The organism is Sphingomonas sp. Leaf10 (assembly GCF_001421245.1).
Lineage (GTDB): Bacteria > Pseudomonadota > Alphaproteobacteria > Sphingomonadales > Sphingomonadaceae > Sphingomonas.
Window position 1 is genome coordinate 120,665 of record NZ_LMKE01000013.1, and the last position, 23,345, is coordinate 144,009.

General features: G+C 65.5%; 25 protein-coding genes. 12 read left to right on the forward strand and 13 right to left on the reverse strand.

Features of this window, described 5'->3' with window-relative positions:
• Positions 1-16: 16 nt before the first annotated feature.
• A complete protein-coding gene (locus ASE59_RS11205) occupies positions 17-1,096 on the reverse strand; it encodes a GNAT family N-acetyltransferase (protein ID WP_056456091.1) in 1,080 nt (359 codons plus the stop codon).
• A 90-nt stretch (positions 1,097-1,186) separates the two neighbouring features.
• On the opposite strand from ASE59_RS11205, the gene ASE59_RS11210 reads away from it, so the two are divergent.
• From ASE59_RS11210 to ASE59_RS11225, 4 genes are all read left to right on the forward strand, one after another.
• Positions 1,187-1,648, forward strand: coding sequence for a DUF2721 domain-containing protein (locus ASE59_RS11210; RefSeq protein ID WP_056456093.1), 462 nt, complete (start codon positions 1,187-1,189; stop codon positions 1,646-1,648).
• Entirely contained in the window at positions 1,645-2,052 is a 408-nt protein-coding gene (locus tag ASE59_RS11215; RefSeq protein WP_056456095.1) for a DUF4345 domain-containing protein, read from the forward strand. The genes ASE59_RS11210 and ASE59_RS11215 overlap by 4 nt, the downstream gene beginning before the upstream one ends.
• Before the next feature lie 325 nt (positions 2,053-2,377).
• Positions 2,378-4,276: a ribonucleoside-diphosphate reductase subunit alpha gene (locus ASE59_RS11220; protein WP_056456096.1), complete on the forward strand. Its 1,899-nt coding sequence runs from the start codon at positions 2,378-2,380 to the stop codon at positions 4,274-4,276.
• Between the two features lie 156 nt (positions 4,277-4,432).
• Positions 4,433-4,807 carry an endonuclease domain-containing protein gene (locus ASE59_RS11225; protein ID WP_056456098.1) on the forward strand — a complete coding sequence of 125 codons (375 nt, stop codon included), beginning with the start codon at positions 4,433-4,435 and terminating at the stop codon, positions 4,805-4,807.
• 68 nt (positions 4,808-4,875) lie between these two features.
• Here ASE59_RS11225 and ASE59_RS11230 read toward each other — a convergent pair whose 3' ends face one another.
• A complete protein-coding gene (locus tag ASE59_RS11230) occupies positions 4,876-5,151 on the reverse strand; it encodes a DUF2171 domain-containing protein (protein WP_056456100.1) in 276 nt (91 codons plus the stop codon).
• Positions 5,152-5,204: 53 nt separating this feature from the next.
• Between ASE59_RS11230 and ASE59_RS11235 the strand changes: the two genes are divergently transcribed.
• Positions 5,205-5,402 carry a hypothetical protein gene (locus ASE59_RS11235; RefSeq protein ID WP_056456102.1) on the forward strand — a complete coding sequence of 66 codons (198 nt, stop codon included), beginning with the start codon at positions 5,205-5,207 and terminating at the stop codon, positions 5,400-5,402.
• A 159-nt stretch (positions 5,403-5,561) separates the two neighbouring features.
• Positions 5,562-6,611 (forward strand): ribonucleotide-diphosphate reductase subunit beta, encoded by a 1,050-nt coding sequence (locus ASE59_RS11240; RefSeq protein ID WP_056456104.1) that lies wholly within the window; start codon positions 5,562-5,564, stop codon positions 6,609-6,611.
• 335 nt (positions 6,612-6,946) lie between these two features.
• On the opposite strand, the gene ASE59_RS11245 is transcribed toward ASE59_RS11240, so the two are convergent.
• Positions 6,947-7,282 (reverse strand): HNH endonuclease signature motif containing protein, encoded by a 336-nt coding sequence (locus ASE59_RS11245; protein ID WP_156360039.1) that lies wholly within the window; start codon positions 7,280-7,282, stop codon positions 6,947-6,949.
• A gap of 170 nt (positions 7,283-7,452) precedes the next feature.
• On the opposite strand from ASE59_RS11245, the gene ASE59_RS11250 reads away from it, so the two are divergent.
• Positions 7,453-7,761: a hypothetical protein gene (locus tag ASE59_RS11250; protein ID WP_056456106.1), complete on the forward strand. Its 309-nt coding sequence runs from the start codon at positions 7,453-7,455 to the stop codon at positions 7,759-7,761.
• A 55-nt stretch (positions 7,762-7,816) separates the two neighbouring features.
• On the opposite strand, the gene ASE59_RS11255 is transcribed toward ASE59_RS11250, so the two are convergent.
• A complete protein-coding gene (locus ASE59_RS11255; protein ID WP_056456107.1) occupies positions 7,817-8,407 on the reverse strand; it encodes a hypothetical protein in 591 nt (196 codons plus the stop codon).
• A 151-nt stretch (positions 8,408-8,558) separates the two neighbouring features.
• Positions 8,559-9,191 carry an outer membrane protein gene (locus ASE59_RS11260; RefSeq protein WP_056456109.1) on the reverse strand — a complete coding sequence of 211 codons (633 nt, stop codon included), beginning with the start codon at positions 9,189-9,191 and terminating at the stop codon, positions 8,559-8,561.
• A gap of 317 nt (positions 9,192-9,508) precedes the next feature.
• Between ASE59_RS11260 and ASE59_RS11265 the strand changes: the two genes are divergently transcribed.
• Positions 9,509-10,819, forward strand: coding sequence for an NAD(P)/FAD-dependent oxidoreductase (locus ASE59_RS11265; protein ID WP_082458286.1), 1,311 nt, complete (start codon positions 9,509-9,511; stop codon positions 10,817-10,819).
• A gap of 420 nt (positions 10,820-11,239) precedes the next feature.
• Here the strand turns inward: ASE59_RS11265 and ASE59_RS11270 are convergent, their stop codons facing one another.
• Positions 11,240-11,542, reverse strand: a complete 303-nt coding sequence (locus ASE59_RS11270) for a hypothetical protein (protein WP_056456111.1) — start codon at positions 11,540-11,542, stop codon at positions 11,240-11,242.
• Positions 11,543-11,553: 11 nt separating this feature from the next.
• Complete coding sequence (locus tag ASE59_RS11275; protein ID WP_056456113.1) at positions 11,554-14,415, reverse strand: M16 family metallopeptidase; 2,862 nt, start codon at positions 14,413-14,415, stop codon at positions 11,554-11,556.
• Between the two features lie 140 nt (positions 14,416-14,555).
• Here ASE59_RS11275 and ASE59_RS11280 point away from each other — a divergent pair, with 140 nt between their 5' ends.
• Positions 14,556-14,756, forward strand: coding sequence for a hypothetical protein (locus ASE59_RS11280; RefSeq protein WP_056456115.1), 201 nt, complete (start codon positions 14,556-14,558; stop codon positions 14,754-14,756).
• A 79-nt stretch (positions 14,757-14,835) separates the two neighbouring features.
• On the forward strand, positions 14,836-15,291 hold the full coding sequence (locus ASE59_RS11285) for a hypothetical protein (RefSeq protein ID WP_056456117.1): 456 nt from the start codon (positions 14,836-14,838) through the stop codon (positions 15,289-15,291).
• A 3-nt stretch (positions 15,292-15,294) separates the two neighbouring features.
• Here the strand turns inward: ASE59_RS11285 and ASE59_RS11290 are convergent, their stop codons facing one another.
• Positions 15,295-16,293 (reverse strand): hypothetical protein, encoded by a 999-nt coding sequence (locus tag ASE59_RS11290; protein WP_056456118.1) that lies wholly within the window; start codon positions 16,291-16,293, stop codon positions 15,295-15,297.
• A complete protein-coding gene (locus ASE59_RS11295) occupies positions 16,290-17,066 on the reverse strand; it encodes a glycosyltransferase family A protein (protein WP_156360040.1) in 777 nt (258 codons plus the stop codon). The genes ASE59_RS11290 and ASE59_RS11295 overlap by 4 nt, the downstream gene beginning before the upstream one ends.
• Positions 17,067-17,143: 77 nt before the next feature.
• Here ASE59_RS11295 and ASE59_RS11300 point away from each other — a divergent pair, with 77 nt between their 5' ends.
• Both ASE59_RS11300 and ASE59_RS11305 read left to right on the forward strand, forming a co-directional pair.
• Positions 17,144-18,199 (forward strand): glycosyltransferase, encoded by a 1,056-nt coding sequence (locus ASE59_RS11300; protein WP_056456122.1) that lies wholly within the window; start codon positions 17,144-17,146, stop codon positions 18,197-18,199.
• Entirely contained in the window at positions 18,196-18,966 is a 771-nt protein-coding gene (locus tag ASE59_RS11305) for a glycosyltransferase family 2 protein (RefSeq protein WP_056456453.1), read from the forward strand. Before ASE59_RS11300 ends, ASE59_RS11305 begins: the two co-directional genes overlap by 4 nt.
• A gap of 322 nt (positions 18,967-19,288) precedes the next feature.
• Here ASE59_RS11305 and ASE59_RS11310 read toward each other — a convergent pair whose 3' ends face one another.
• The 4 genes from ASE59_RS11310 to ASE59_RS11325 form a co-directional block, all read right to left on the reverse strand.
• Complete coding sequence (locus ASE59_RS11310) at positions 19,289-19,486, reverse strand: sulfurtransferase TusA family protein (protein WP_056456124.1); 198 nt, start codon at positions 19,484-19,486, stop codon at positions 19,289-19,291.
• On the reverse strand, positions 19,483-20,856 hold the full coding sequence (gene der, locus ASE59_RS11315) for a ribosome biogenesis GTPase Der (RefSeq protein ID WP_056456127.1): 1,374 nt from the start codon (positions 20,854-20,856) through the stop codon (positions 19,483-19,485). Before der ends, ASE59_RS11310 begins: the two co-directional genes overlap by 4 nt.
• Before the next feature lie 180 nt (positions 20,857-21,036).
• Positions 21,037-22,368, reverse strand: coding sequence for a PQQ-like beta-propeller repeat protein (locus ASE59_RS11320; protein ID WP_056456129.1), 1,332 nt, complete (start codon positions 22,366-22,368; stop codon positions 21,037-21,039).
• A gap of 28 nt (positions 22,369-22,396) precedes the next feature.
• Positions 22,397-23,110 carry a tetratricopeptide repeat protein gene (locus ASE59_RS11325; protein WP_056456131.1) on the reverse strand — a complete coding sequence of 238 codons (714 nt, stop codon included), beginning with the start codon at positions 23,108-23,110 and terminating at the stop codon, positions 22,397-22,399.
• Positions 23,111-23,345 lie beyond the last annotated feature (235 nt).

A 23,345-nucleotide genomic window follows, 5' to 3' on the forward strand; every position in this document is an offset into this window, starting at 1 on the left:
ATCAGTCCGGATCACCCTATGACTGCGCCGATCCCGACGCCGCCCAGCGCCCCGCCAGCAACCGTCCGGCCAGTGCCGGCAGACCGGGGCGCAGGAACAGCCAGTCACGGATCGCCGGACCCCGCTCGGCACCGATCAGGCTCTTATATCCGCTGTCACCCGCGCCCCAATCGACCCGGGTCACACCATCGGCGACCGCGCGGACGAGGTTGCGGTAATAGAGCAGCCGCCCCGGCGAGCGTTGGGCGTGGGACGGGTCATAGCTGTTGGCGACGGCATATTTATGCGCACCGACGTTGATATCGAACGAGAAGGCAGCGGGCTTTCCGTCCATCCGCAGCAACGCGACCCACATCATGTCGGCCAGCACCGGGTCGGTCGCGGCCGCCCGCCAGAAGCGGCCATGGCCCGCCAGCGTGAATTTCGCGTCACGGCCATCGGTGCGCGTAGCGATCCAGCTGGCCGATTCGATCGCGGCGAGTTCGTCGAACAAGTGCGGCCGCCAGTCCGCTCCGCTGGCGAACGACCAGTCGGGAGTACCGAGCGTGGCGAGATGCTTTTCGTTGAAGCGATTCTTGCGCAGCGTCGACCGCCGCGGCCAGACGCCTTCGGCCTGATGCGCGGTGATGTCGAGCAGATAGCTGTCCGCCACGAAGCGCGGCAATGCCCGCCAGCCGCCGGCGCGCGCCGCGGCCAGCAATCCGTCGAGCATCGGATCGCCGTCATAGACCGGTCCCAGCCGGAACCCCCGCACCCGCCGCCCCGCCGCATCCAGCAGCGCCGCGAAATCTTCCGGGCCGGCGTCTTGCGCCACGGGGCCGCTGCGAAACGGCCAGTAGCTGCCGGGGATTTGCGCCATGTGCAACGGCGCGGGGCCAAGTCCGATCAACGGCATGGCCAGCACCGGTTGCCCGCCGCGTTCGACCAGCAGCGTTCGCGCCGTGCCGCCATAGGCATCGAGCGCCGCGGCATACCATTGACGGCGCAGGAACCGATGGGTCGGCGCCGCCGATGCGGCAACCGCGTCGATCGCGGCGGGCAGATCGTCGGTCGTTCGGGCGATCGTGGGGGACGTACGCAGCAACATGGTCACCATTCTGCCCACAACCCGTTACGATCCGGTAGCGATCCCCCTGCCTTCGTACGCGACCTTGCCCGGCCCCTCCGCCCACGGCATATCGGTCGTGTGGAATTCGAACCTGTCCTGTCGACCGTCGCCAAGACGATCCAGACCGCCATCGCGCCGGTCTTCCTGTTGGCCGGGATCGGCGCGATCCTGAACGTCATGGTCGGGCGGCTGGCGCGGATCGTCGACCGCGCCCGCGATCTCGAAAAACTGCACCCCTCCTCGATCGGGCCGGAACATGAGCGGCACGTGTTCGAACTGCGGCTGCTCGACCGGCGGATCCGCGTCATCAACAACGCCGTGTTCCTGGTCGTGCTGTCGGCGGTCGCCAACTGCACCGTCGTCGCCATGCTGTTCATCGCCGAGCTGCTCGACCTTGGCCTCGGCAAGGCGGTGGCGATCGCGTTCGTCCTGTCGATGGTGCTGCTGATCGGCGGGCTGGTCTGGTTCCTGTTCGAGGTGCGGATGTCGGTCCATGCGATCCGCGTCCGCGCGGAATTGCTGGAACGCGAGCGCAAGTGACCCGTCGTGGCGAGCGGACGCTGTTGCAGGTGGCGGTCGCGATCACCTGCCTCGTGCCGCTGGCGGCGTCGACGTTCGGCATCGTTCGGGGCGCGGCATGGCTGCAACCCGAACCGACGACCGATCTCGACAGCCATTTCCGCTACCTCTCCGGCATCTTTCTGGTGATGGGCCTTGCCTTCGTCAGTTGCATTCCGTCGATCGAATCGAAGACCGCGCGGTTCCGGCTGCTCGGGGCGATGGTCGTGGGCGGCGGGCTGGCACGGCTGGTCTCGTTCGGCAGCCACGGCGCACCCTTGGCGGTGCATGAACTGGGTCTGGGTATCGAGTTGATCGTCGTGCCGCTGCTCATGCTGTGGCAGACGCGCGTGGCGCGGCGATACCGGCCGGGCGGCGGCGCATAAGGTTCCGCCCGGACGTCGATTTCGGGCGATCATATTTTTCTGCGTTCCCGAAAAGCGCTTGCATTTCGCGAACGCGGCGGATCGCCACGCGTCGCGGGCCAAAGCGCATTTTCCGGCAGCTCGCGTACTAAATTTGCCGGCTTGCGCATTGGCCGCTTTCCTACAATTAGTGGTGGCGAACGCGGGAGAGGCGCTACCGATAGTGTGTCGCCCGCCGGAACCTCCAATGCCGCCAATGCTTGTCAAGGGCGACGGCGTGCACGGACGTTCCGCAGAAATCGACAGGGGTCAGCGCCCCGTGCCAGAACACAAGAGGAACGGGACGATGACCTTTCAGGATAGTCAGGATGCCCAGATGAACGAGCTGCAATTCGCCGATCCGGCCCCCGCCGCCCCGGCCCCGGAACGCACCAGCCGCACCGTCGACGCGCTGTTGCATGCGGTCGAGGTCGATCATTCGCGCGACGCGCTGCTGACCGATTTCGGCAAGGATACGCTGAAGGATCGCTATCTGCTGCCGGGCGAATCGTACCAGGATCTGTTCGTGCGGGTGGCGTCGGCCTATGCCGACGATGCGGCGCACGCCCAGCGGCTGTACGACTATATCTCGAAGCTGTGGTTCATGCCGGCGACCCCGGTCCTGTCGAACGGCGGCACCGGGCGCGGCCTGCCGATCAGCTGCTATCTCAACTCGGTCCCCGACAGCCTCGAAGGGATTGTCGAGACGTGGAACGAGAATGTGTGGCTGGCGTCGCGCGGCGGCGGCATCGGCACCTATTGGGGCAGCGTGCGCGGCATCGGCGAGCCGGTCGGCCTGAACGGCAAGACCAGCGGCATCATCCCGTTCGTCCGGGTCATGGATTCGCTGACGCTCGCCATTTCGCAGGGGTCGCTGCGTCGCGGGTCGGCGGCCTGCTATCTCGACATCAGCCACCCGGAGATCGAGGAGTTCCTCGAAATCCGTAAACCCTCGGGCGATTTCAACCGCAAGGCACTTAACCTGCACCACGGCGTGCTGATCCCCGACGCGTTCATGGAAGCGGTGCGTGACGGTGCCGAATGGGAGCTGAAGAGCCCGAAGGACGGATCGGTCCGCACCACGGTCGATGCGCGTTCGCTGTTCCAGAAGCTGGTCGAGACCCGCCTGGCGACCGGCGAGCCGTACATCGTGTTCAGCGACCATGTGAACAACACGATGCCCAAGCATCACCGCGATCTGGGTCTCAAGGTCTCGACGTCCAACCTGTGCAGCGAGATCACGCTGCCGACCGGCAAGGATCATCTCGGCAACGACCGTACTGCGGTGTGCTGCCTGTCGTCGCTGAACCTCGAAACCTGGGACGAATGGAACGGCGACAAGCGGTTCATCGAGGATGTGATGCGCTTCCTCGACAACGTCCTGACCGACTATATCGAGCGCGCGCCCGATGAAATGGCGCGGGCGCGCTATTCGGCGGAGCGTGAGCGCTCGGTCGGTCTCGGCGTCATGGGCTTCCACTCCTTCCTGCAGGCACGCAGCCTGCCGTTCGAAGGGGCGATGGCGAAGGCTTGGAACCTCAAGATCTTCCGCCACGTCAACGCGCAGGTGAACGAGGCGTCGATGCACCTCGCCAACGAACGCGGCCCCTGCCCCGACGCGGCCGATATGGGCGTGATGGAGCGGTTCAGCTGCAAGATGGCGATCGCACCGACCGCGTCGATCAGCATCATCTGCGGCGGCACCAGCGCCTGCATCGAACCGATCCCGGCGAACATCTATACCCACAAGACGCTGTCGGGGTCGTGGTCGGTCAAGAACCCGTATCTCGAAAAGCTGCTGATCGCGAAGTCGAAGAACAGCGATGCGGTGTGGAACACGATCCTCGAGCGGGGCGGATCGGTCCAGCATCTCGACTTCCTGACCCAGGAAGAGAAGGACACGTTCAAGACCAGCTTCGAGATCGATCAGCGCTGGCTGCTCGAACTGGCCGGGGACCGCGCGCCGTTCATTGATCAGGCGCAGTCGCTGAACCTGTTCATCCCCGCCGATGTCGAGAAGTGGGATTTGCTGATGCTCCACTATCGCGCATGGGAGCTGGGTATCAAATCGCTTTACTATCTGCGTTCGAAATCGGTGCAACGCGCCGGCTTCGCCGGCGGGGTCGAGGCAGACAATACGTCCGAACTGGCCAAGTTCGATCTGGGCGAGACGACCGATTATGATGAGTGCTTGGCGTGCCAGTGAGCGGGCGGCTTCGATTTGCGTGAGCAAATCGAAGACTCGCCACGTCGGGCAGCGGGGCGGCGCAGCCGTCCCGTCTGACGGCGTGGCGGTTGATCGCTAGTCCCTCTCCCGGCGGGAGAGGGAGGGAGCCGCTTTAGCGGCGGAAGGGTGAGGGCGATGCGCACCTATCAGGACCAGCTTTCTGGAACGGTCGACCGCGCTCGCGACCTCCGCCGCAACGTGACCGATGCCGAGAAGAAGCTGTGGGTGGGACTGCGCCAGACTTTCCCGACGCTTCGCTTCCGACGGCAGGTGCCGGTTGGACCCTATTTCGTGGATTTCCTGAGCGTGCGGGCTGGACTGGTCGTAGAAGTGGACGGCGGGCAGCATGACGACGATGCGGCCTATGATGCACGGCGGACGGCGGTGCTTAACCACCATGGGTTCCGCGTCGAACGCTTCTGGAATGACGACGTGCTGAGCAATCTCGACGGGGTGTTGCAGCGGTTGACAGTGCTGGTGCCAGACGTGCGTGAGGGCGAACCGACGTGAACCGGCTCACCCTCACCCTTCCGCCGCTGCGCGGCTCCCTCCCTCTCCCGCCGGGAGAGGGACTTTCGTCAGACCGCGCTGCCGTCTTCTTCGGTTTCGAAGGTCACGGCGACGTCGGCATTGGCGGACAGGCGGACGGTGTCGCCTTCGACCTCGGCGACGAGGCCGCCGTCGATATAATGGTGATGCCCTTCATGGCTGCTCGACCCGCCTTCGACTTCCGCGCCGCTGTCCTTCTTGGTCAGCTTGATGCGGTCGCCTTCGACGCGGTCGACGGTGCCGACATGGACGCCGTCGGCGCCGATGACTTCGGCATGTTCGTTGATGTTGCTGAGATCGGCCATGATAATCCTCCGTTGGGGGCGGCGGTCAAACGCACGTACCCGAAGTTGGTCGCATGACGCAGAACGTACTCATCATGTTGGGCATCGCGCTGGTCGCGGGTGGCACGGGCATGTGGCTGTTGCTGCGCCTGCGGTCGCGGGCGACGCAGCAGAGCCGCTATGCGCATGGCATGGTAGGGATGATGGCGCTGGCGCTGGGGATCATCCTTGCGATCTTCGGGATCGCGCAATGGTCGTGGGGGTCGGCATGACGGCGCCCTTCTCTCCCGTCATCCCGGCGCAGGCCGGAATCCATGGATACGGGCCACACCGAAAGAGACGCGACTGTCGCCTGTCCATGGATCCCGGCCTGCGCCGGGATGACGATCTAGATTTCAATTCCGCATTTTCAGTTTCTCCGGAGTAACCCCATGTCGCTCACCGAAGCCCGCAAGCAGTATAAGCCGTTCGAATACCCCTGGGCGTTCGATTTCTGGAAGCGTCAGCAGCAGATCCACTGGATGCCCGAAGAGGTGCCGCTGGGCGAGGATTGCCGCGACTGGGCGCAGAAACTGACCCCGCACGAGCGCAATTTGCTGACGCAGATCTTCCGCTTCTTCACCCAGGCGGACGTCGAGGTACAGGACTGCTACCACGAAAAATATGGTCGCATCTTCAAGCCGACCGAGATCAAGATGATGCTCGCCGCCTTCTCCAACATGGAGACGGTGCATATCGCGGCGTACAGCCATTTGCTCGATACGATCGGCATGCCCGAAAGCGAATATGGCGCCTTCCTCGAATATAGCGAGATGAAGGACAAGCACGACTATCTGCAGAATTTCGGGGTCGATACCGACGAAGACATTGCGAAGACGCTGGCGATGTTCGGCGGCTTTACCGAAGGACTGCAATTGTTCGCGTCGTTCGCGATGCTGATGAACTTCCCGCGCTTCAACAAGATGAAGGGCATGGGGCAGATCGTGTCGTGGTCGGTCCGCGACGAGAGCCTGCACTGCGAAGGCATCATCAAGCTGTTCCACGCCTTCTGCAAGGAACGCGACTGCCTGACCCGCAGCGTCCGCGACGACATTGCCGACATGTGCCAGACGACCGTGCGGCTGGAGGACAACTTCATCGATCTCGCCTTCGAAATGGGGCCGGTGCACGGCATGACCGCGAAAGAGATCAAGAAGTATATCCGCTACATCGCCGACTGGCGGCTGGGACAACTGGGGATGAAGCCGATCTATCTGATCGACGAACATCCCCTGCCGTGGCTGGCGCCGCTGCTGAACGGCGTCGAGCATGCGAACTTCTTCGAACAGCGCGCGACCGAATATTCGAAGGCGGCGACGCGCGGTAACTGGAACGAGGTCTGGGACGGCTTCGACAAGCGCCAGAAGGCGAAGGTCGTGGCGCCAGCGAACGAGGAAGCCAGCGGCATGGGTGATATGTTCGGCGGGGTTGCGGCGGAGTAAGCCGCGCCGGGCAAGGGGCAGCCAAGCTGCCCCGAGCCGCACGAGGCGCGGCCGGCCGGCGGCGCCCCAAGCGCCGACCGACGACACGGGCTTTGCCCGTGTCCGCCAGCCAAAGTTCACTAAGTTCACACTCGCACGCTGTTTGCGAGACGATCCGATTTGCCGTGTCAAAGAGCGCCGGTCACAACGGCCCGGTCGCATGATGGCGACGGTCGATCATGTAGGACAGCGCGGAACCCGATCCTTCAACGCTGGCGTTTGCATTGGAACCGCGGGCGTTGCGTGTATCGATCCCCGCCTGCGCGGGGATGACGAAGGGCACGCGGCTAGCCCGCCTACCTTCCTCGCCGGACCGGCACCCGGAAATCGGCGGGCTTGTCCGCGACCCATTTCACGAACTTTGCGACCGCCGGCACCTCACGCAGTAGGTCAAGATCGGCGAGCGGGCCGGCCAATTCGGCGTTGGTCGCGCTGGCGTGGATGGTGCGGTGGCAGATCGGGTGGACGGGCACGGTCTCGCGTCCGCCCTCGCTCTTGGGTATGCGGTGGTGCCATTCGACCTGGACGCCGATCGGGCGGCCACAGAGCGCGCAGGTCATCGGATCGACGGTACGCGCCGCAAGCGCCTCCGCCGCTGCCAGTCCCGCCTTGCGCTTCACGCGTCCGGCCATCGCCTGCTCCCATTGCCGGGACGCAAGATCGGTACGCGCTGCCGCCGCGACAAGATCACTGCCTATCGCAAGTTACGATGTCGGCATCGATAGATGAACCGCAGATGAAGGAACCGTGATCGATCCATGCGGGTTGTATCGCGGCAAGTTCAGGAACAGGGAGAACCCCCATGAACCGTATTCCATTGCTGATCGCTGCGGCCGCAACTGCCTGTATCGCGACACCATCGCTGGCGAAGGATCGGTCGGTCCCGGTCTATTCGGACTATAATCCCTATTATCTGGATTATAAGACCGATATTTCCGAAGCGAAGCGCGAGTTGCGCAAGGATCTGCGCCGCGCGAAGGACGCTTCGTCGCGTGAGGATGCGTGGCACGAATATCGCCGCGAGGTCGCCGACGCCGAACACGACTTCCGCAAGGAAATGGCCGAGCGCGGCATGATCGTCCGCCGTGGTCGGGTGACCGTCGAGGAATAAGCGTACCCGTTGTCCTACGGGGAACTGGCCGCCGGGTTCGCGCCCGGCGGCCTTTTTAATAGATGTTGGCGAACTTCCAGCCGGTCAGCCGCAGCATTGCCATGCCGGTGGCGTGTACCGGTCCGACATCCGGGTTCGAGCGTTCGATGACATGATAGACGCCCCCCGAAACACCTTCGATCAGCCATCCCGACCCATCCGACATTCGTACACCGGTATCCGGCGCTTCCTGTTGGATGAACGGGTTACCAGCCACGAGCAGCGCGCGTAGCGCCGTCGCCTCGCCGGGCGTCAAAGGGCGGTTGACGCGACCCGCAACCGCGCTAGTGGCAAAGCCTGCCCGACCCTCCAAGCGACGGGCAATCAGACGCGGTCGAGGCGAAGACAGTGCTTCGACACGAACCGTAACCGCCGGGTGGAAAGTCGGAAGCCATGTCAACCGGATGGCATCGCCAACACGAAGCGACCGCTGATACAGGGAAGGCTCCTCGGCTACACCAAGCAGTTGCCGATAATTTTCCGCACGGGACGGCGCCAAGTCGTTTCCACTCTTCGCGCCGGCAAAATCGGGCTTCCGATCGTCCGGACGGACGGAGAAATAATCAGCCTGTGCGGCAATCGCCAGCATCGACAGCGCCGTCAGCATGTTCGCCCCCCTACCCGACCGAGCCGATCATGCACCCGGCGCGCCAGCAACCCAAAGCAAAAGGCCCCGAGCCTAAGCCCAGAGCCTCTTCCTGTACGCGTTTACCGGGGCGGGTCCCGATACGCCGGACCCGCCCATACTCAACCGATGCTTAGAAGTGGGTCGTCAGACCCAGCATCGGACGGAAGCTGTGCGCCGAACCGAAGGTCGAGACTTCACCGCGCAGGCGGACGCCCGAGTTGCCGGTGATGCCGCCAAGACCGATGTCCTTCGGGCCGACTTCAAAACCGGCGCCGTAGGTCATTTCATGATAGTCGCGGCTGGCGGTGCCGAACCGGTCGAAATTGACCCAGCGATAGCCGACCTTGCCGTAGATCAGGCCCGAGTCACCAGCGCGGAAGCCGAAGCGGCCGGCAGCGCCGTAATCCCAATCGATGTCGCCCGACACGCCCTTCGACACGCTGCCTTCGGCACCGACGAACACCGGACCCAGCGGCACGTTGAAGCCGACGATCCCTTCGACAAGGGCGCCGTTGAGTTTGTCGTTACGGGCAACCTGCGGGATGCCGGCCTTGGTGGCTTCGGAGTCGAACTGTTCCCAGCCACCCATTACGGCGATGTACGGTTCGAAACCGATGCCGCTGGTGCCGTCGGGCGCGGTCACGGCCGGGGCCGGTTCGGTGGTGGTCGTCGTGTCCTGCGCCGTGGTCGACATATCCTGCGCGAAGGCGGGCGCGCCCACGAAAGCGGCGGCAGCGGCAGCGACGGTGAAAAGCTTACGCATACAAAACCTCATCAGCGTTTACGGTCCCGGCGTCGAAGCTGCGCCGGTTTGTCCGTGGCCCCTTTGAACCCGGAACCACCGGCAGGGTTGCATTGCATTGCAACAGGAACGTCACGAAAGCGGCTACTGTGTTATAACGGCAACGGTATCTTGCGCGCCGATGAACGAACCATGGCGGAACCGTCCGGAACATGGTGGCAATATGGCGAAGGCGGTGCGGCATGGCGGCACCGGTTCGCAACGATCGCGGGTCTGACGGGTTGGTGATCCGGTCGCATGGTGCGGCCGGACCCGCAGAAATGACGGATGGAGGCCGTATGCGACCCCATATCATCATCCTTGGCGCCGGCTTTGGCGGGATCGCCGCGGCACAGGCGTTACGCGGAACCGACGCCGACGTGACGTTGATCGACCGGACCAACCACCACCTGTTCCAGCCTTTGCTGTATCAGGTGGCGGGCGCGGCACTGTCGCCAGCGGACATCGCGACCGCCAATCGTGCCCTGCTGCGGCGCAATAAGAACACGCGCATATTGATGGCCGAAGCAAACGGTATCGATGCTGCCGCGAACGAGCTTTGCCTCGCCGATGGACGGCGATTACGGTTCGATTACCTGATCGTGGCTACCGGCGCGGGCTATAGCTTCTTCGGAAATGACGGCTGGCGCGACCATGCGTTCGTGTTGAAATCGATCGATGACGCGCTGGCGATCCGGGCGGCGCTGCTGGGCGCGTTCGAGCGGGCTGAGCAATGCGACGACCCGGCCGAGTTGCGGCGGTTGCTGACCTTTGCCGTGGTCGGTGGCGGACCTACGGGTGTCGAACTGGCGGGCACGATCGCCGAACTGGCGCGCACGACGCTGGCGCGCGACTTCAGCCGGGTCGATCCGCGCGCGACGCGGGTGGTGTTGTGCGAGATGGGCGACAACATTCTGGGCGCGTTCGATGGGAAGCTGTCGCAGGCCGCGCGCGAAATGCTCGAGTCACTGGGCGTCGAGGTGCGGACCGGTGAAAAGGTACAGGCGATCGACGAACGCGGGCTGACGGTCGGCGACCAGCGGATCGATGCGGCGGCGGTGCTATGGGCGGCCGGAACCGAAGCGCGGCCTGCCGCCGAATGGCTGTCGGCCGACGCCGCGCGCAACGGCGCGGTGAAGGTGCGGCCGGACTGTTCGGTGCCGGGCCATCCCAATATCTTTGCGATCGGCGACGTGGCGAGTTTCGATGCCGGCGATGGCCCCCTGCCCGGTCTGGCCCCGGTTGCCAAGCAACAGGGGCATTTCGTCGGCAAGCTGCTGGCGGCGAAGGTGGCCGGGCACAGCCCCGACAACACGTTCCGCTATCGCGATTACGGAACGATGGCGGTGATCGGCCGGTCGCGCGCGGTGGCGGAGATAGCGGGGCTGAAGCTCGAGGGCTTCATCGCGTGGCTGGCATGGTCGCTGGTCCACCTGATGCTGCTGGTCGATTTCCGCAGCCGCATGTCGGTCTATGTCCATTGGGCTTGGTCGTGGTTCACCTATGGCCGCGGGGCGCGGTTGCTGACCGGCTATGCACCCGATCCGGGGGAGACGCCGCGCGCGGCGGTGCTGCCGGAGATTGAGGCGGAGGCAAGGGCGGCGGAATGACCCAGACACCGGGCGGACGCGCGCAGACGGGGGTCCATAGCCAAGGGCGTTGTGCTCCATGGCCCTGGATCCCTGCCTATGCGGGGATACGATTTGGGGTGAGAGCATAACAGAACGCAAACGACCCGCGTGCATTATCTGCTACGACCAATCGATATTCAGTCCGGGCACTGTGGCTGTGCCTCACAGATGCGCGATCGTCACCCCCGCGCAGGCGGGGGTCCATATGCGCTGTGGTCGCCGATCCATCGCGAACGGTAGCGGCTAGAGATTCCCGCCTGCGCGGGAATGACGAAATCCATCGGAACCGTCCGATGTCGGTCGGCTCAAGAGATGTGGCCGGCGGCGTGGGTGCCGCCAAACGCAAACGGCCCGCCCGCATAGCCTGCGGACGGGCCGTTTCTTCTACGTCAGGGCAGATCAGCCGACCCGGTTGCCCGCCATCGGGAAGCTGCCGAACGCGCCCGCGCCGACCGTGCCGGAAATCGTGTCGCCCTCGACGGTCGCTTCGCAGTCGAGCGTCATCGGCATCGGCACGACGATCGCGACCTTCCACGACAGCTTGTCGCCATCGACCTTGCCATCGGTGATCTCGGTCGACCCCATCGCCCCGGAATAGGTGCCGGTGAAGGTGCCGCCGTCGCTCTTGACGTTCAACGTCGCCTGCTGGTCGCCCATCGGCGACTTGGTGATCGTGTTCCAGCTGCCATCGACATTCGCCATCTTCGCTCTCCTTACTTCGCCGCGGCGGCCGGGGCGGACGGCGGCGTTGCCGCTACCACCTCCACCGGCAATCCGAGCGCGTCAAGCTGCGGCCGGACGGTGGCCGCGTTGCCGACGACCACGTAAACGAAGCGATTGGGATCGAGTGCCCGCCGTGCCGCAGCGTCAAGTTGCGGGATGGTGAGCGCCCGATATTTTTGCGGCAGGGTCGCCTGATAATTGTCGGGGCGGCCGAGGAAGTCGTTCGACTGCATCGCGCCCAGCACCGCGCCGGACGTTTCATAGGTGCCGGCAAGCTGACGGGTTTCGCCGTCGATCGAGCGCTGGAACTCGACCTGAGTCACGCCCTGATTGCCGAGAAAGCCGCTGATCTGTTCGCGCAGCGACGCGATGGCCGGGCCGGTCTTGTCGGCCTGCACCGGCGCGTTGATGACATAGGGGACCGCATTCTGCATCAGGCGGTAACCGCCGCCCGCGCCATAGGACCAGTGCTTGGCTTCGCGCAGGTCCATGTTGATCCGGCTGAGGAAGCCCGAACCGAGCACGGTGTTGGCGGTGGTGACCGCCAGCGTGTCCGACTTGGCCGCCAGCGGCGTCATCTGTCCAGCGACGATCAGCGACTGCGGCGAATCGGGGCGGTCGATCAGCACGATCTTCGGCGTGGTGGTCGCGCGCTGTGCCGGGAAAGTCTTGGTCCCGGCGGTGCCGGTCGCGCGCCAGTCGCCGATACCCGCGTTGAGCGCCGCCTGCACCTCGGCCAGCGGCCGGTCGGACACGACGAACACCTTCGCCTTGTCGGGCCGCAGCCATGCGCCGCGCCATGCCATCAGGTCGGCACGGGTCAGCGACGCGACCGCCGCCGGATCGCCGACGCCCGCCGCCAGCTTCGCATAGGGCGAATCGGTACCATAGAGCAGCGGCGGCAGGATCATGTCGGCCAGCCCTTGCGGATTGGTCCGCTGCTGCCCGATCTGCGCCAGCACCTGTCCGCGCACCCGCTCGATCTCCGCTGCGTCGAACGCCGGGTTGCGCAGTACGTCGGCGAACAGCAACGCCGAACTGTTGAGATTGGCGCTGGGCGTCGAGAAACCGATCGTCGTCTGGTCGGCGGAATTATTGCCGTAGATCGACATGCCAAGCCGTTCCTTCGCCTCGGCCAGCGCGATCGAATTGCGGGTGGTGGTGCCTTCGTCGAGGACAGACATGGTCATGCCGGCGGTACCGAGCTTGCCGGGCACGTCGGCAGCGATGCCGGCGTCGAAGGCCATCGACACCTGCGTCACCGGCACGGCGGTCCGCTGCGCATAGACCAGTTCCATCCCGTTGGCGAGGCGGCTGCGCGTCACCTTTGGGAATTGCAGCTGGCCGCCGGCATCGGGCACGGCGGGCATCGCGCCGCGCGTACCTTGGGCCGGACCCTGCGCCTGGGCGGGCGTGCTGTTGTCGGCGACCTTGGGCACCGCCTTCGCTTCCTCATAGCCCTCGCGCTTGCCGTTCTCGACGATCAGCGTGTAGGCCGGGCGCGAAATCCACTTCTGCGCGGCGGCGCGGGCGCGATCCGGCGTCATCGTCGCCAGCGCGTTCAGCTCCTTCTTATAGAAGCCCGGATCGTTCGAGTAGAGTTCGCCCGACGCCAGCGCGACCGCCTTGCCCCCAAAGCCGCCGACCGATTCGAGGCCGGAGATGGTGCCCGATACATTGGTGGTGGCGACCCGCGCCACTTCGTCGGCGGTCGGGCCGGTACGCAGATAATCGGCGATCATCTGATCCAGTTTCGCCTCGACGACCTCCGTCTTGACGCCCGGCCGCACGATCGCGCGGACGATTAGCATCCCGGCCTGCGACAGCGACTGGACGCCGGCCGACACCTGCACCGCCAGCTTGTCCTTCTTCACCAGTTCGTTGTCGAGCCGCGACGAGGCGAGGCCGCCGAACGCACTCATCGCCACATCGAGCGCCGGCGCGTCGGGATCGTTCAGTCCCGGCACCGGCCAGACCTTCATGATCATCGTCGCAGCGACGTTATCCTTCATCACCTCGCGCACCGGCGAGGCGAGGGTCGGCACGGTGATCTTCGGCAGGACCGATTCCGGCCCCTTCGCGATCGCGCCGAAATATTTCTCGACCAGCGGGCGGGCTTCCTTGGCGTCGATATCGCCGGCGAGCACGAGCACCGCATTGTTCGGGCCGTAATGGCCGCGGAACCAGTTCTTCACATCCTCGAGGCTGGCGGCGTCGAGATCGGCCATCGAACCGATCACCGAGTGGCGATAGGGGTGGCCAACCGGGAAGATGCCCTCGGTCATCTTGTAGCGGACCAGACCGTAGGGCTGGTTGTCGCCCTGCCGCTTTTCATTCTGCACGACGCCGCGCTGTTCATCGAGCACGCCCTGCGTCACCGCGCCGAGCAGATAGCCCATGCGGTCGGATTCGAGGAACAGCGCGCGGTCGAGCGCGGGCTTCGGCACCGTTTCGAAATAATTGGTGCGGTCATAGCTGGTCGTGCCGTTCAGGTCGGTGGCGCCGATCGAACGCAGCGGATCGAAGAAATCGCCTGGCGCATTCTCCGATCCGTTGAACATCAGATGCTCGAACAGATGCGCGAACCCCGTCTTCCCCTTCGGCTCATGCTTCGACCCGACGTCGTACCAGACGGACACAGCAACAATCGGCGCCTTGCGATCGGTGTGGGTGATGACCGTAAGGCCGTTGGGGAGGGTAAATTTTTCGTAGGGAATGTTCACCGGCGCGACCAGCGCCGACAACGGTGCGGCCTTGATCGGCGCGGGCGCAGGGGCCGCGGACTGGGCGAACGCACTGCCCCCGACAAGCGCCGTGGACGCGAGCAGGACGGACGCGACGGTACGAAACATGGAACCCCCACACATTATCGATAAACGGAATGATGGTGTATGGCCTTGGTTTGTAACGCGCAAGCGCGATGACGTTGCCCGTCGCCCTCCCGTTTCTTACCCCAATGTAACTTATGATGTCTTCGGAGCGATCGGCCGTTTTGACGGTTTTCATCGCGCAAACCGAGATTATGTTGCGACGCGCCATGACTATTCCATTCGAAACGCTTCGCTCGATCCTGCCGATGGCCGACCAATTCGATCGCCTGCTGGCGATCGGCTGGGAGGATATTGGGGGTGTCATCCTGGCGATGGGAGGCATTGCCTTCCTGACGGCGGTCGGCGCCTTGCGCTCACGCTGACCGCCCACGTCATAAACGTTGCTGCATAGCAACATTCTCTCGGGGACGTGTTCTGGTCCCGGATGAAAGGTGTATTTGCATGATCCGATCGATGATGCCCCTGTTGGCAGGGCTGATGGTGGCCGCGTGCGGAACGTCGGCGAACACGGTGACGACGGAGGACAAGGTCGAGCGCGTCGATCTGCGCCATCTGGTCGAGACCGATGTCGCCGGCAACGGAATCGAACGCTATCCGCTGGAAGGGACGGTCATTCCGACCCCATCGGACGACCAGTCGCGCTACGAACTGCTACGCCAGCGCAAAACCGCCGCCGGCACGACGATCGCGATCCTGCGCCAGCAGCGCGGCGACCGCTTCGTTTACGCCCGCACCGAGCTGGATTGCGACCGCAACCTGTTTCATGTCGTCGGCGTGGCGGACACCCGCGCGCATGTCGAAACCAATGTCGCGCATGACGGGCCGTTGCGCTCGACGTCCGGTCTGCCGCTGCGCCAGGAGCTGTCGCGCTTTATCTGTCAGCGCGCCGAGGTGTAACGGCTATTCGCCCGCCGGCGGGACCGCCGGCGTGGCGACCTCCGCCTCGAACGCTGGATCGGGATCGGCCACGGGCAGCGTCCCGCGCCGGCGTTCGAAGCTGGTGAGCAGGAAGAACAGCAGGTTGCTGCCCTGCGTCAGCGCACCGCCCGCGAGCAACAGCCCCGCCATCGCCGCACGCGGGCCGTCGATGATATGACTCATCTCCAGCGCGGCCGACAGGAACAGCAGGTCGCGGTTGGGGACGATCGGCAGGCGGCTGATGACCATCTGCACCGTCAGGAACGTGACCCACACCCCCCATGACTGGTCGGGCAATACCACCGCCCATTGCGTCGCCTGTAGCAGGACGACGATCAGAATGCGGATGACGTGGATGCCGAGCACGGTGGCAGCGACGCGCCACGGGACGGACAGGATCTGGCTGCGCAGGCGAAGCAGCAGCGGCGTCAGGAACGCCGCGACCAGCAGTCCGGCAAGGATGACGCCCCCCGCCGAATGCAGCCAGTCCGCGATCCATTTGGCACGGCCGGTCGCCGTGAACAGGATCAGCAGCGCGGAGGTGATCGCCGCCGACGCCAAGGCGGAAAGGATCGCATTGTCCTTGATCGCCAGCAGCAAGGTCTTGGACGCGATGCCGAGCCGCTGGCGCGCCCAGACGAACAGATACAGCTCGCCCGAATAGCCGACGAACGCCGAGTTGAAGACCCGCTTTCGCACGAATACCGGCAGCGCGCCGGGCAATGACCGTCCGAGCAGGCGGCGGAAAATGAAGACCTCCGATACCGGCAATGCCATGAACATCACGACGAACAGGATGTAGAACCATGGTGTGCGTGGCAACGCGGCGGCGACGTTGCCCCACCCGATCGCGCGGACCTTCAGGACCAGCCACAGCAGAACGCCGACGAAGAACAGCGCGCGAAAGACCTTGCCCAATCGAGCCGCCGCCGGGGTCTGCGACCAGTCGTGCAGCCGCTGCCCATGTTCGGCGAGGGTCAAGCGAATACTCCGGCGCTACGCGAATCGGCAACGAAGGCTTCGAACGCGGCGCGGGTCTCGGCATCGAGGCGGAAGCGCGAATGGCGCCACTTGCCGCCGGGGATGAGCGAGCGGAGCGCATATTCGATCGCGGCGGCGGGAGTGTTGCGTACCCGGCGTTCGAAATGGGTCCGCTCCCAGGTGTTCGATCCATGGAAGGCGCGGACGAACAGACCGGGCGCGTCGAGCACGCCGATGCGGTCGATAGGCCAGTGCGCGAGAAAGTCGGTATCCTCGCCGCGCCGCTTTTCGGGATAGCGGGCGGTTGGGTCGGCGCGGTGGACGATGCTGCCAGGTACGCCCGGCTCCAGCGTGCCGACATAAGGGTGATCGAACCAACCGGGTGCGTCGAGATGCATCAGCGTACCGCGCAGGACGCAGGCATCCTTGCCCTGATCCAACACCGCGACCTGTCGCACCAGCCGGTCGGGATGATACCAGTCGTCATCATCCCATTGCGCGACGACCGATCCGCGCGCGAGGTCGAGCGTGCGGTTGCGTAAACGTCCTAGCGTGGTTTCGGGCGTCCTGGCGACGCGGTCGTAGAGGAGCCGGTCGACGGGGATGTCGGCGAACAGCGACGTATAGTCCTGATCCCCGTCATCGACGACGACCAGTTCACGGTTCGCCCAGCGTTGCCGCAGGAAACAGTCGACCGCCCGCCGCGCCAGCGCGGCCCGGTTCGCGGTCACCATCACGCAGCTCACCCGCGCGCCGTCATCCGACCAGTTCATCGCCAGCGCCTTAGCCGCAGCATCGGCGCTCGACAATCGGGTGGCGCTGCCAGCGATGCGCTGGTAGCCGGACGGCGATGCGGATCATCTTCGTTCTGACCTATCCCACCCATCACGGCGTCGCCGACACCGACGAATGGCTGCGCTGGGACAATCGCGATAAGCGGATGCCGGGTATCCTGACCGAGATGGGGGTCGAGAGCGAGTTGTGGGCGCTAGCCCCGGCACCATTCGATACCGTTGCGGCGCTCGATGGAGTCGCCCCCTACCTCATTCGGCTGTTCGCGCCGTCGAACCCGGCGGCCAAGACCCGCGATCAGGTGAGCGACGCGATGGTTGCGGCGGCGCGCACCGATCCTGCCAACCTGTTCGTGCTGGTCGGCAGCAATGGCGGCGCGGGGTTCGACCTGTTCGACCGAGTTTTGCGACCGGATCGGCGGCGGTTCGCGGTCATCATCGGCGGCGATTACTGGAGCCGGATCGTGCCCCATGCCGCCTTCGTCTTTCCCGAGACATCGGTGCAGGAGGCGAAGCTGACTGGCCCAAGCTGGCGCTTCTGGCGGCGGTCGGTGCCGGCGGCGCGGATGCAGCGGCTGCCCAAGACGATCGACACCGATCGCTTCGCACCAATGGCGGCCGAAAAGCGGTTCGACGTGATCTCGACCAGCCGGCTCAGCCCGTACAAGAAGTTCGACGAGATCGCGACGCTCGGCGAGACGATGCGGGTGGCGGTGATCGGCGACGGACCGCAGGCGGCGGAGTTGCGCGCGCGCTTCCCCCAGGTCACGTGGCTGGGACATGTTCCCAACGGACAGGTGCCGGCGATGCTGGCGCAGGCGCGGCTGTTCTTTCATGCCGGGCGTCGCGACTATTTCCCGCGCGCGATCCCGGAGGCGATGGCGTGCGGACTGCCGGCGGTGGCGTTCGACGACCGGATCGGGACGGACGTCATCCCGCCCGAATGCGGCCTGCTGGTGCGCGATGGCGATTATCGGCAGCGGGTGGCGGCGTTGCTGACCGATCCGGACCGGCTCGACGCGATGGGGCACACGGCACGGGCGCATACAGTGGCGACGCATGGGCCGCGATCGTCGGTGGCGGCGTGTCGGCGGCTGATCGAGGTGGCGGGGTGACGCGCTGGACCTTCGTCATCGCCTATTACAACGAGGCGGACTTTCTGCCCGTGACGCTGGCGGCGCTGGCGGGGCAGACGGTGCCGTTTCGGCTGGTGCTGGTCGACAATGGGTCGACCGACGGGTCGGACGCGATCGCTCAGGGCTTTGCTGCGCCGGGGGTTGAGGTCGTCCATCTTCACGAGGCGCGGCCGGGGAAGATCCATGCGCTCGAAGCGGCGATGGCCGAGTTGACCACGGAGTTCTGCGCGTTCGGCGATGCCGATACCTTTTATCCACCGCACTATCTGGCCGAGGCGGAGCGGGCCTTCGATGCCGATCCCGATACGGTTGCGGTGATGGCGCTGGGGGTCGATGCGTCGGGGCAGACGCTGCGGCGGGCGCTGTATTCGGGGATCGTGACGCGGGTGCTGTCCAAGCAGACGCATACCGGCGGCTATGGGCAGGCGTTTCGGACGGAGGCGCTGGTTGCGGCGGGGGGATTTTCGGAACGGCATTGGCCGTACGTGCTGCTGGACCATGAGATCATGCAGCGGGTCGCTAAGCTCGGGCGGGTGGTGTATCCGTTCCGCTTCTGGGCCAAGCCCTCGCCGCGTCGGTCGGACCGGCGGCGGGTGCGCTGGACGCTGGCGGAGCGGCTTTTATACCATGCGACGCCGCTTGCGGCGAAGGATTGGTATTTTTACCGGTTCCTCGGACCGCGACTGAAGGCGCGGGGTGTTACGCATTTGAATTTGCGCGATAAACCTTGGGAAGCGAAGGGGTAGACGCGGCCAAAGTTCACTAAGTTCACACTCGTGCGCGTTTTGTGGTGTTACGGGTTTTGACGTTGCGGGCGCGGGTTCGGCAGTGAGAAAGAACGCCAACGGGTATCGCATGGTCGGGCGGTTGTAGGACAGGGCGGTTCCTAGTTGATTTGGCCTTGATCCGAGGCCTCGCTTGCTTCTCGCGATACTCGATTGGATCACCCTCACCCTTCCCACCGGCTGCGCCGGGCGGGCCCCTTCCCTCTCCCGGTGGGAGAGGGAGGCAGCGGCAACGCCGCGGAAGGGTGAGGGTGATGCGTTGGGCGTAGCGTGACCAGCGGGGCTAATGCTCTACGCGGAACAGCCCATCGCTCACGACCGCCAGCTTTGCCCCGACTGCCGCTGCCGCGCTCGCGAGTTCACCCGCCGCACGTGGATCGTCCGCCTCGATCTCCACCACCGTCGCCCCGTCGCGGAGCGCCTTGGCCAGCCGGATGGCGGGCCACGGACAACGCATGCCGCGGGCGTCGATGCGGATCACTTCGAATGGTCGAAGGGGTTTTTTGGTGCGCGCATGTTCAACCGGACGGGGACCGCGCCGAAGCCGAATTCCTTGCGCAAGCCGTTGATAAGATAGCGCTTGTAGCTTTCGGGCAGCTGGTCGACGCGGGTGCCGAACAGGACGAAGCTGGGCGGGCGGGTCTTGTTCTGGGTGATGTAGCGCATCTTGATGCGCTTGCCGCCGGGTGCGGGGGGCGGGTTGGCCTCCAGCGCGCGGTCGAACCAGCGGTTGAGCTGGCCGGTCGAGACGCGGCGGCCCCATGCCTCGCGCGTTTCGAACGCCGCCTGCATCAGCACGTCCAGCCCCTTGCCGGTCGCGGCGGAAACGGTGAGCAATGGCACGCCCCGGGCCTGCGCCAGCCCCTCGTCGAGCGCGCCCTTTACGCCGTTGAACAGCGACGAGGCGTGTTCGGCGATGTCCCATTTGTTCAACGCGATCACCAGCGCCCGCCCCTCTTGCAGGACGCGGTCGGCGATCTTGATATCCTGTAGTTCCAGACCGCGGGTGCCGTCCAAGAGCAGCACGACGACCTCGGCGAAGTCGATCGCATGCAGCGCGTCGGCGACGGAGAGCTTTTCGAGCTTTTCCTGCACCCGCGCCTTCTTGCGCATGCCCGCCGTGTCAATCAGCCGGACCGGGCGAACACGGCCATCCGGCGCGGTCCAGTTCCAGTCGACCGCGATCGAATCGCGGGTGATGCCGGCCTCGGGACCGGTGATGAGCCGGTCTTCACCCAAGAAGCGGTTGATGAGCGTCGATTTGCCGGCGTTCGGGCGGCCGACGATGGCAAGTTTCAGGACGGCGGTTTCCGGGTCGAACTCGCCCTCTTCCTCCGGTTCCGGCTCTTCGTCGCGTTCGATATAGGGCTGGAGCGCTTCGAACAGGTCGGCGACGCCCTCGCCATGTTCGGCGGACAGCTGCACCGGATCGCCAAAGCCCAGCGCCAGCGATTCGAGCACGCCGTTTTCGCCCGCGCGCCCCTCGGCCTTGTTCGCGACCAGCACCACCGTGCCATCGGCCGAGCGCAGCCAGCGGGCGATTTCCTCGTCCAAGGGCGTGATGCCGGCACGAGCGTCGATCATGAACAGCGCGACGTCGGCCATTTCGACCGCCGCCTGCGTCTGCATCCGCATCCGCCCCGGCAGGGTCGCGGCATCCTCATCCTCGAACCCGGCCGTGTCGACGATGGTGAAGTCGAGGCCGAGCAGCGTCGCCTGGCCTTCACGGCGGTCGCGGGTCACCCCCGGCTGATCATCGACCAGCGCCAGCCGCTTGCCGACCAGCCGGTTGAACAGCGTCGACTTGCCGACATTGGGGCGGCCGATGATGGCGACGACGGGAAGGGGCATGGCAATTCCTGGAGTGCGGGCGTGCCGCCGAGTGTAGGGGGTAAGGCGGGATGGGTCGAGGGTGTTACCTCCCCAACGTCGTTCCCGCGTAGGCGGGAACCCATATACGCCAACGCAGCGCCTCCATCGGGAGCGCTGCGTCTATGGATCCCCGCCTGCGCGGGGATGACGAGCATGGTATCACTTCCAGGCGGTGATCTGTCCTGCATCGTCGAGCAGGTACAGCACGCCGTTCGCGACGATCGGCGACAGGGTGTAGCCGGCCTTCGACCGGGTGTCCTGCGTCGTCGTGATGCTGCCATCGGCGGTCGAGACCGAGACCAGCTGCCCCTGCGTATTGGCGAGGAGCAGGCGGTTGCCGGCGAGGATCGGGCCGACCCAGCCGATCGGGTTCTTGCGCTTCTTGAGGTTGCGGAAGCCGGGGAGCTGCTGGACCCAGCGCAGCTTGCCGCTGCCGCGCGAGATGCACAGCAGGCGGGCATCGTCGGTGACGACGAAGATCCATTCGCCGGCGACCCATGGCGTCGAGATGCCGGCCAGATTCTGTTCCCACAGACGCTGACCCGACGTCAGTTCGAGCGCAACCATGCGCCCGCCCTGCCCGACCGCATAGACGCGGCCATTGTCGATCACCGGTTCGGCATCGATGTCGGCCAGCGCCGACACCGAGGTCGAGGCCGAGGTGCGCGACAGACTGTCGCCCCACACCGACCGGCCATTTTCATAGCGATAGGCGTTGAGTTCGCCCGACGAGAAGCCGGCGACGACCGTACCCTGTGCCGAGGCGGGGGCGGCGACGCCGAACACTCCCTGCGATTCGAGGCTGCCCGACTGGGTCCACACGACCTTGCCATCGGCCTGATCGAGCGCGAACAGCTGGTTATCCTGGCTGACGACATAGACCTGGCCGTTGGCAACGGTCGGCGAACCGCGCAGCGGGCCGCCGGGCTTGGCGCGCCACACTTCCTTGCCATCGGCGATGTCGAAGGCGACGACATCGCCAAGGCCATCGGTGGCGAAGGCGCGGTTGCCGTCGACCGACACGCCGCCGCCGAAGCGGGCGCGCGGATTTTCGTCGCCCTTGACGGTCGGCGCGGTCCAGACGGTCGTGCCGGTATCGGCGGCCATCGCGGTGACGACGCCGTTGACGTCGATCACATACAGCCGGCCATCGGCGACGACCGGCGCGGCGGCAAGGCGGAGGCGGGTATTGCCGCCCGCGATCCGCGCCGACCACAGCTGGCTGAGCGTATCGCCGAGTGCGACATGGCCCATCGACTTGGACGGATTGCCACCGGGTTGCGACCAGTTGGCGTTGGTTTCGGCGAGCGGCAGCACGACCTGTAGATTGGCGAGCGCCGGGTCGACCTCCGCCAGATTTTCCGATGCGAGGATCGGCACGCGCTGTCCGACGATCGGGGTGCGCGCCGGGCCCTTGCCCTTCAAGGCGCCGCAACCGCCCAGCAGCGCCAACGCCGCGACCGCCGCCGAGAGTTTGAGATGCGTCTTCATCGAAGGGGTTCCGAAAACTGGAGAGGAGTTATTTCGCGGCGGTCTGATTGGCCGGTGCGTCGACCGCGTCGACCGCGTCGACGCCCAGCGACCCGGCCATCTGCACCGCCCGCGCGCGCAGCGACTGCGGCACGCCGTCGGTCTGCGCGATCAGGGCAAAGGTCTGGCCCGCCTGTTGCAGCTTGTTCTGACGAAGATAGGCGACCGCGACCATTTCGCCCGCGCTGCCGAGCCATGGGCTGCCCTTGTCGGCCAATCCGCGCAGCCGGTCGATGACCTGTTGCGGTTGCAGGCTGTCATATTCGACCGCGGTCTGGCGGACGAGCGCCATGTCGCGGAACGGCTGGGCCAGCGATTCGTCGGCAGCGACCTTGCCGAAGGCGGCGGCCGCGCCCTTGGTATCGTTCTTCGACAGCAGCAGATCGGCCTGCGTCAGCAGCGCGGTGGCACGGACGGCGTCGCGATCGGACGTGGTCAGCTTGGCGACCTCGGCGGTCCCTTGCGCGACGCGGCCCTGGGCGATTTCGTCGAGCGCGGTGGCGAGTTGCTCGCCCTGTTCGGCGGCAAGGCTGGTCTGGTGATGCTGCCACCAGGTCCAGCCACCGAATGCCGCCAGCGCCAGCAGCACCGCGCCGATGATCCACAGGCCATAGCGGCGGCCGATCGCCGACATCTGCTCGCGACGCATTTCGTCATCGACTTCGCGGATGAAGGCATCGTTGTTCTGCGGGGTCAACGCCAAGGGAACAGCTCCAGGGGATGGGTCAAGCGCGCTCCTTTAGCCGAGCGTCGATGGAAACGAAAGCGAATGGTCGTGGAGGGTCATGCCGGTGCGGGACCATGCGGGATGGCGGCTGTTCGTGGGATGAACGAGGATGCGAAGGATAATCTCGGTACGTCCCTCCCCTCCCTGGCAGGGAGGGGCTGGGGGTGGGTCGGCCTGCGAGGGAGCGTGGCGTCCGCCAACGGACCAACCC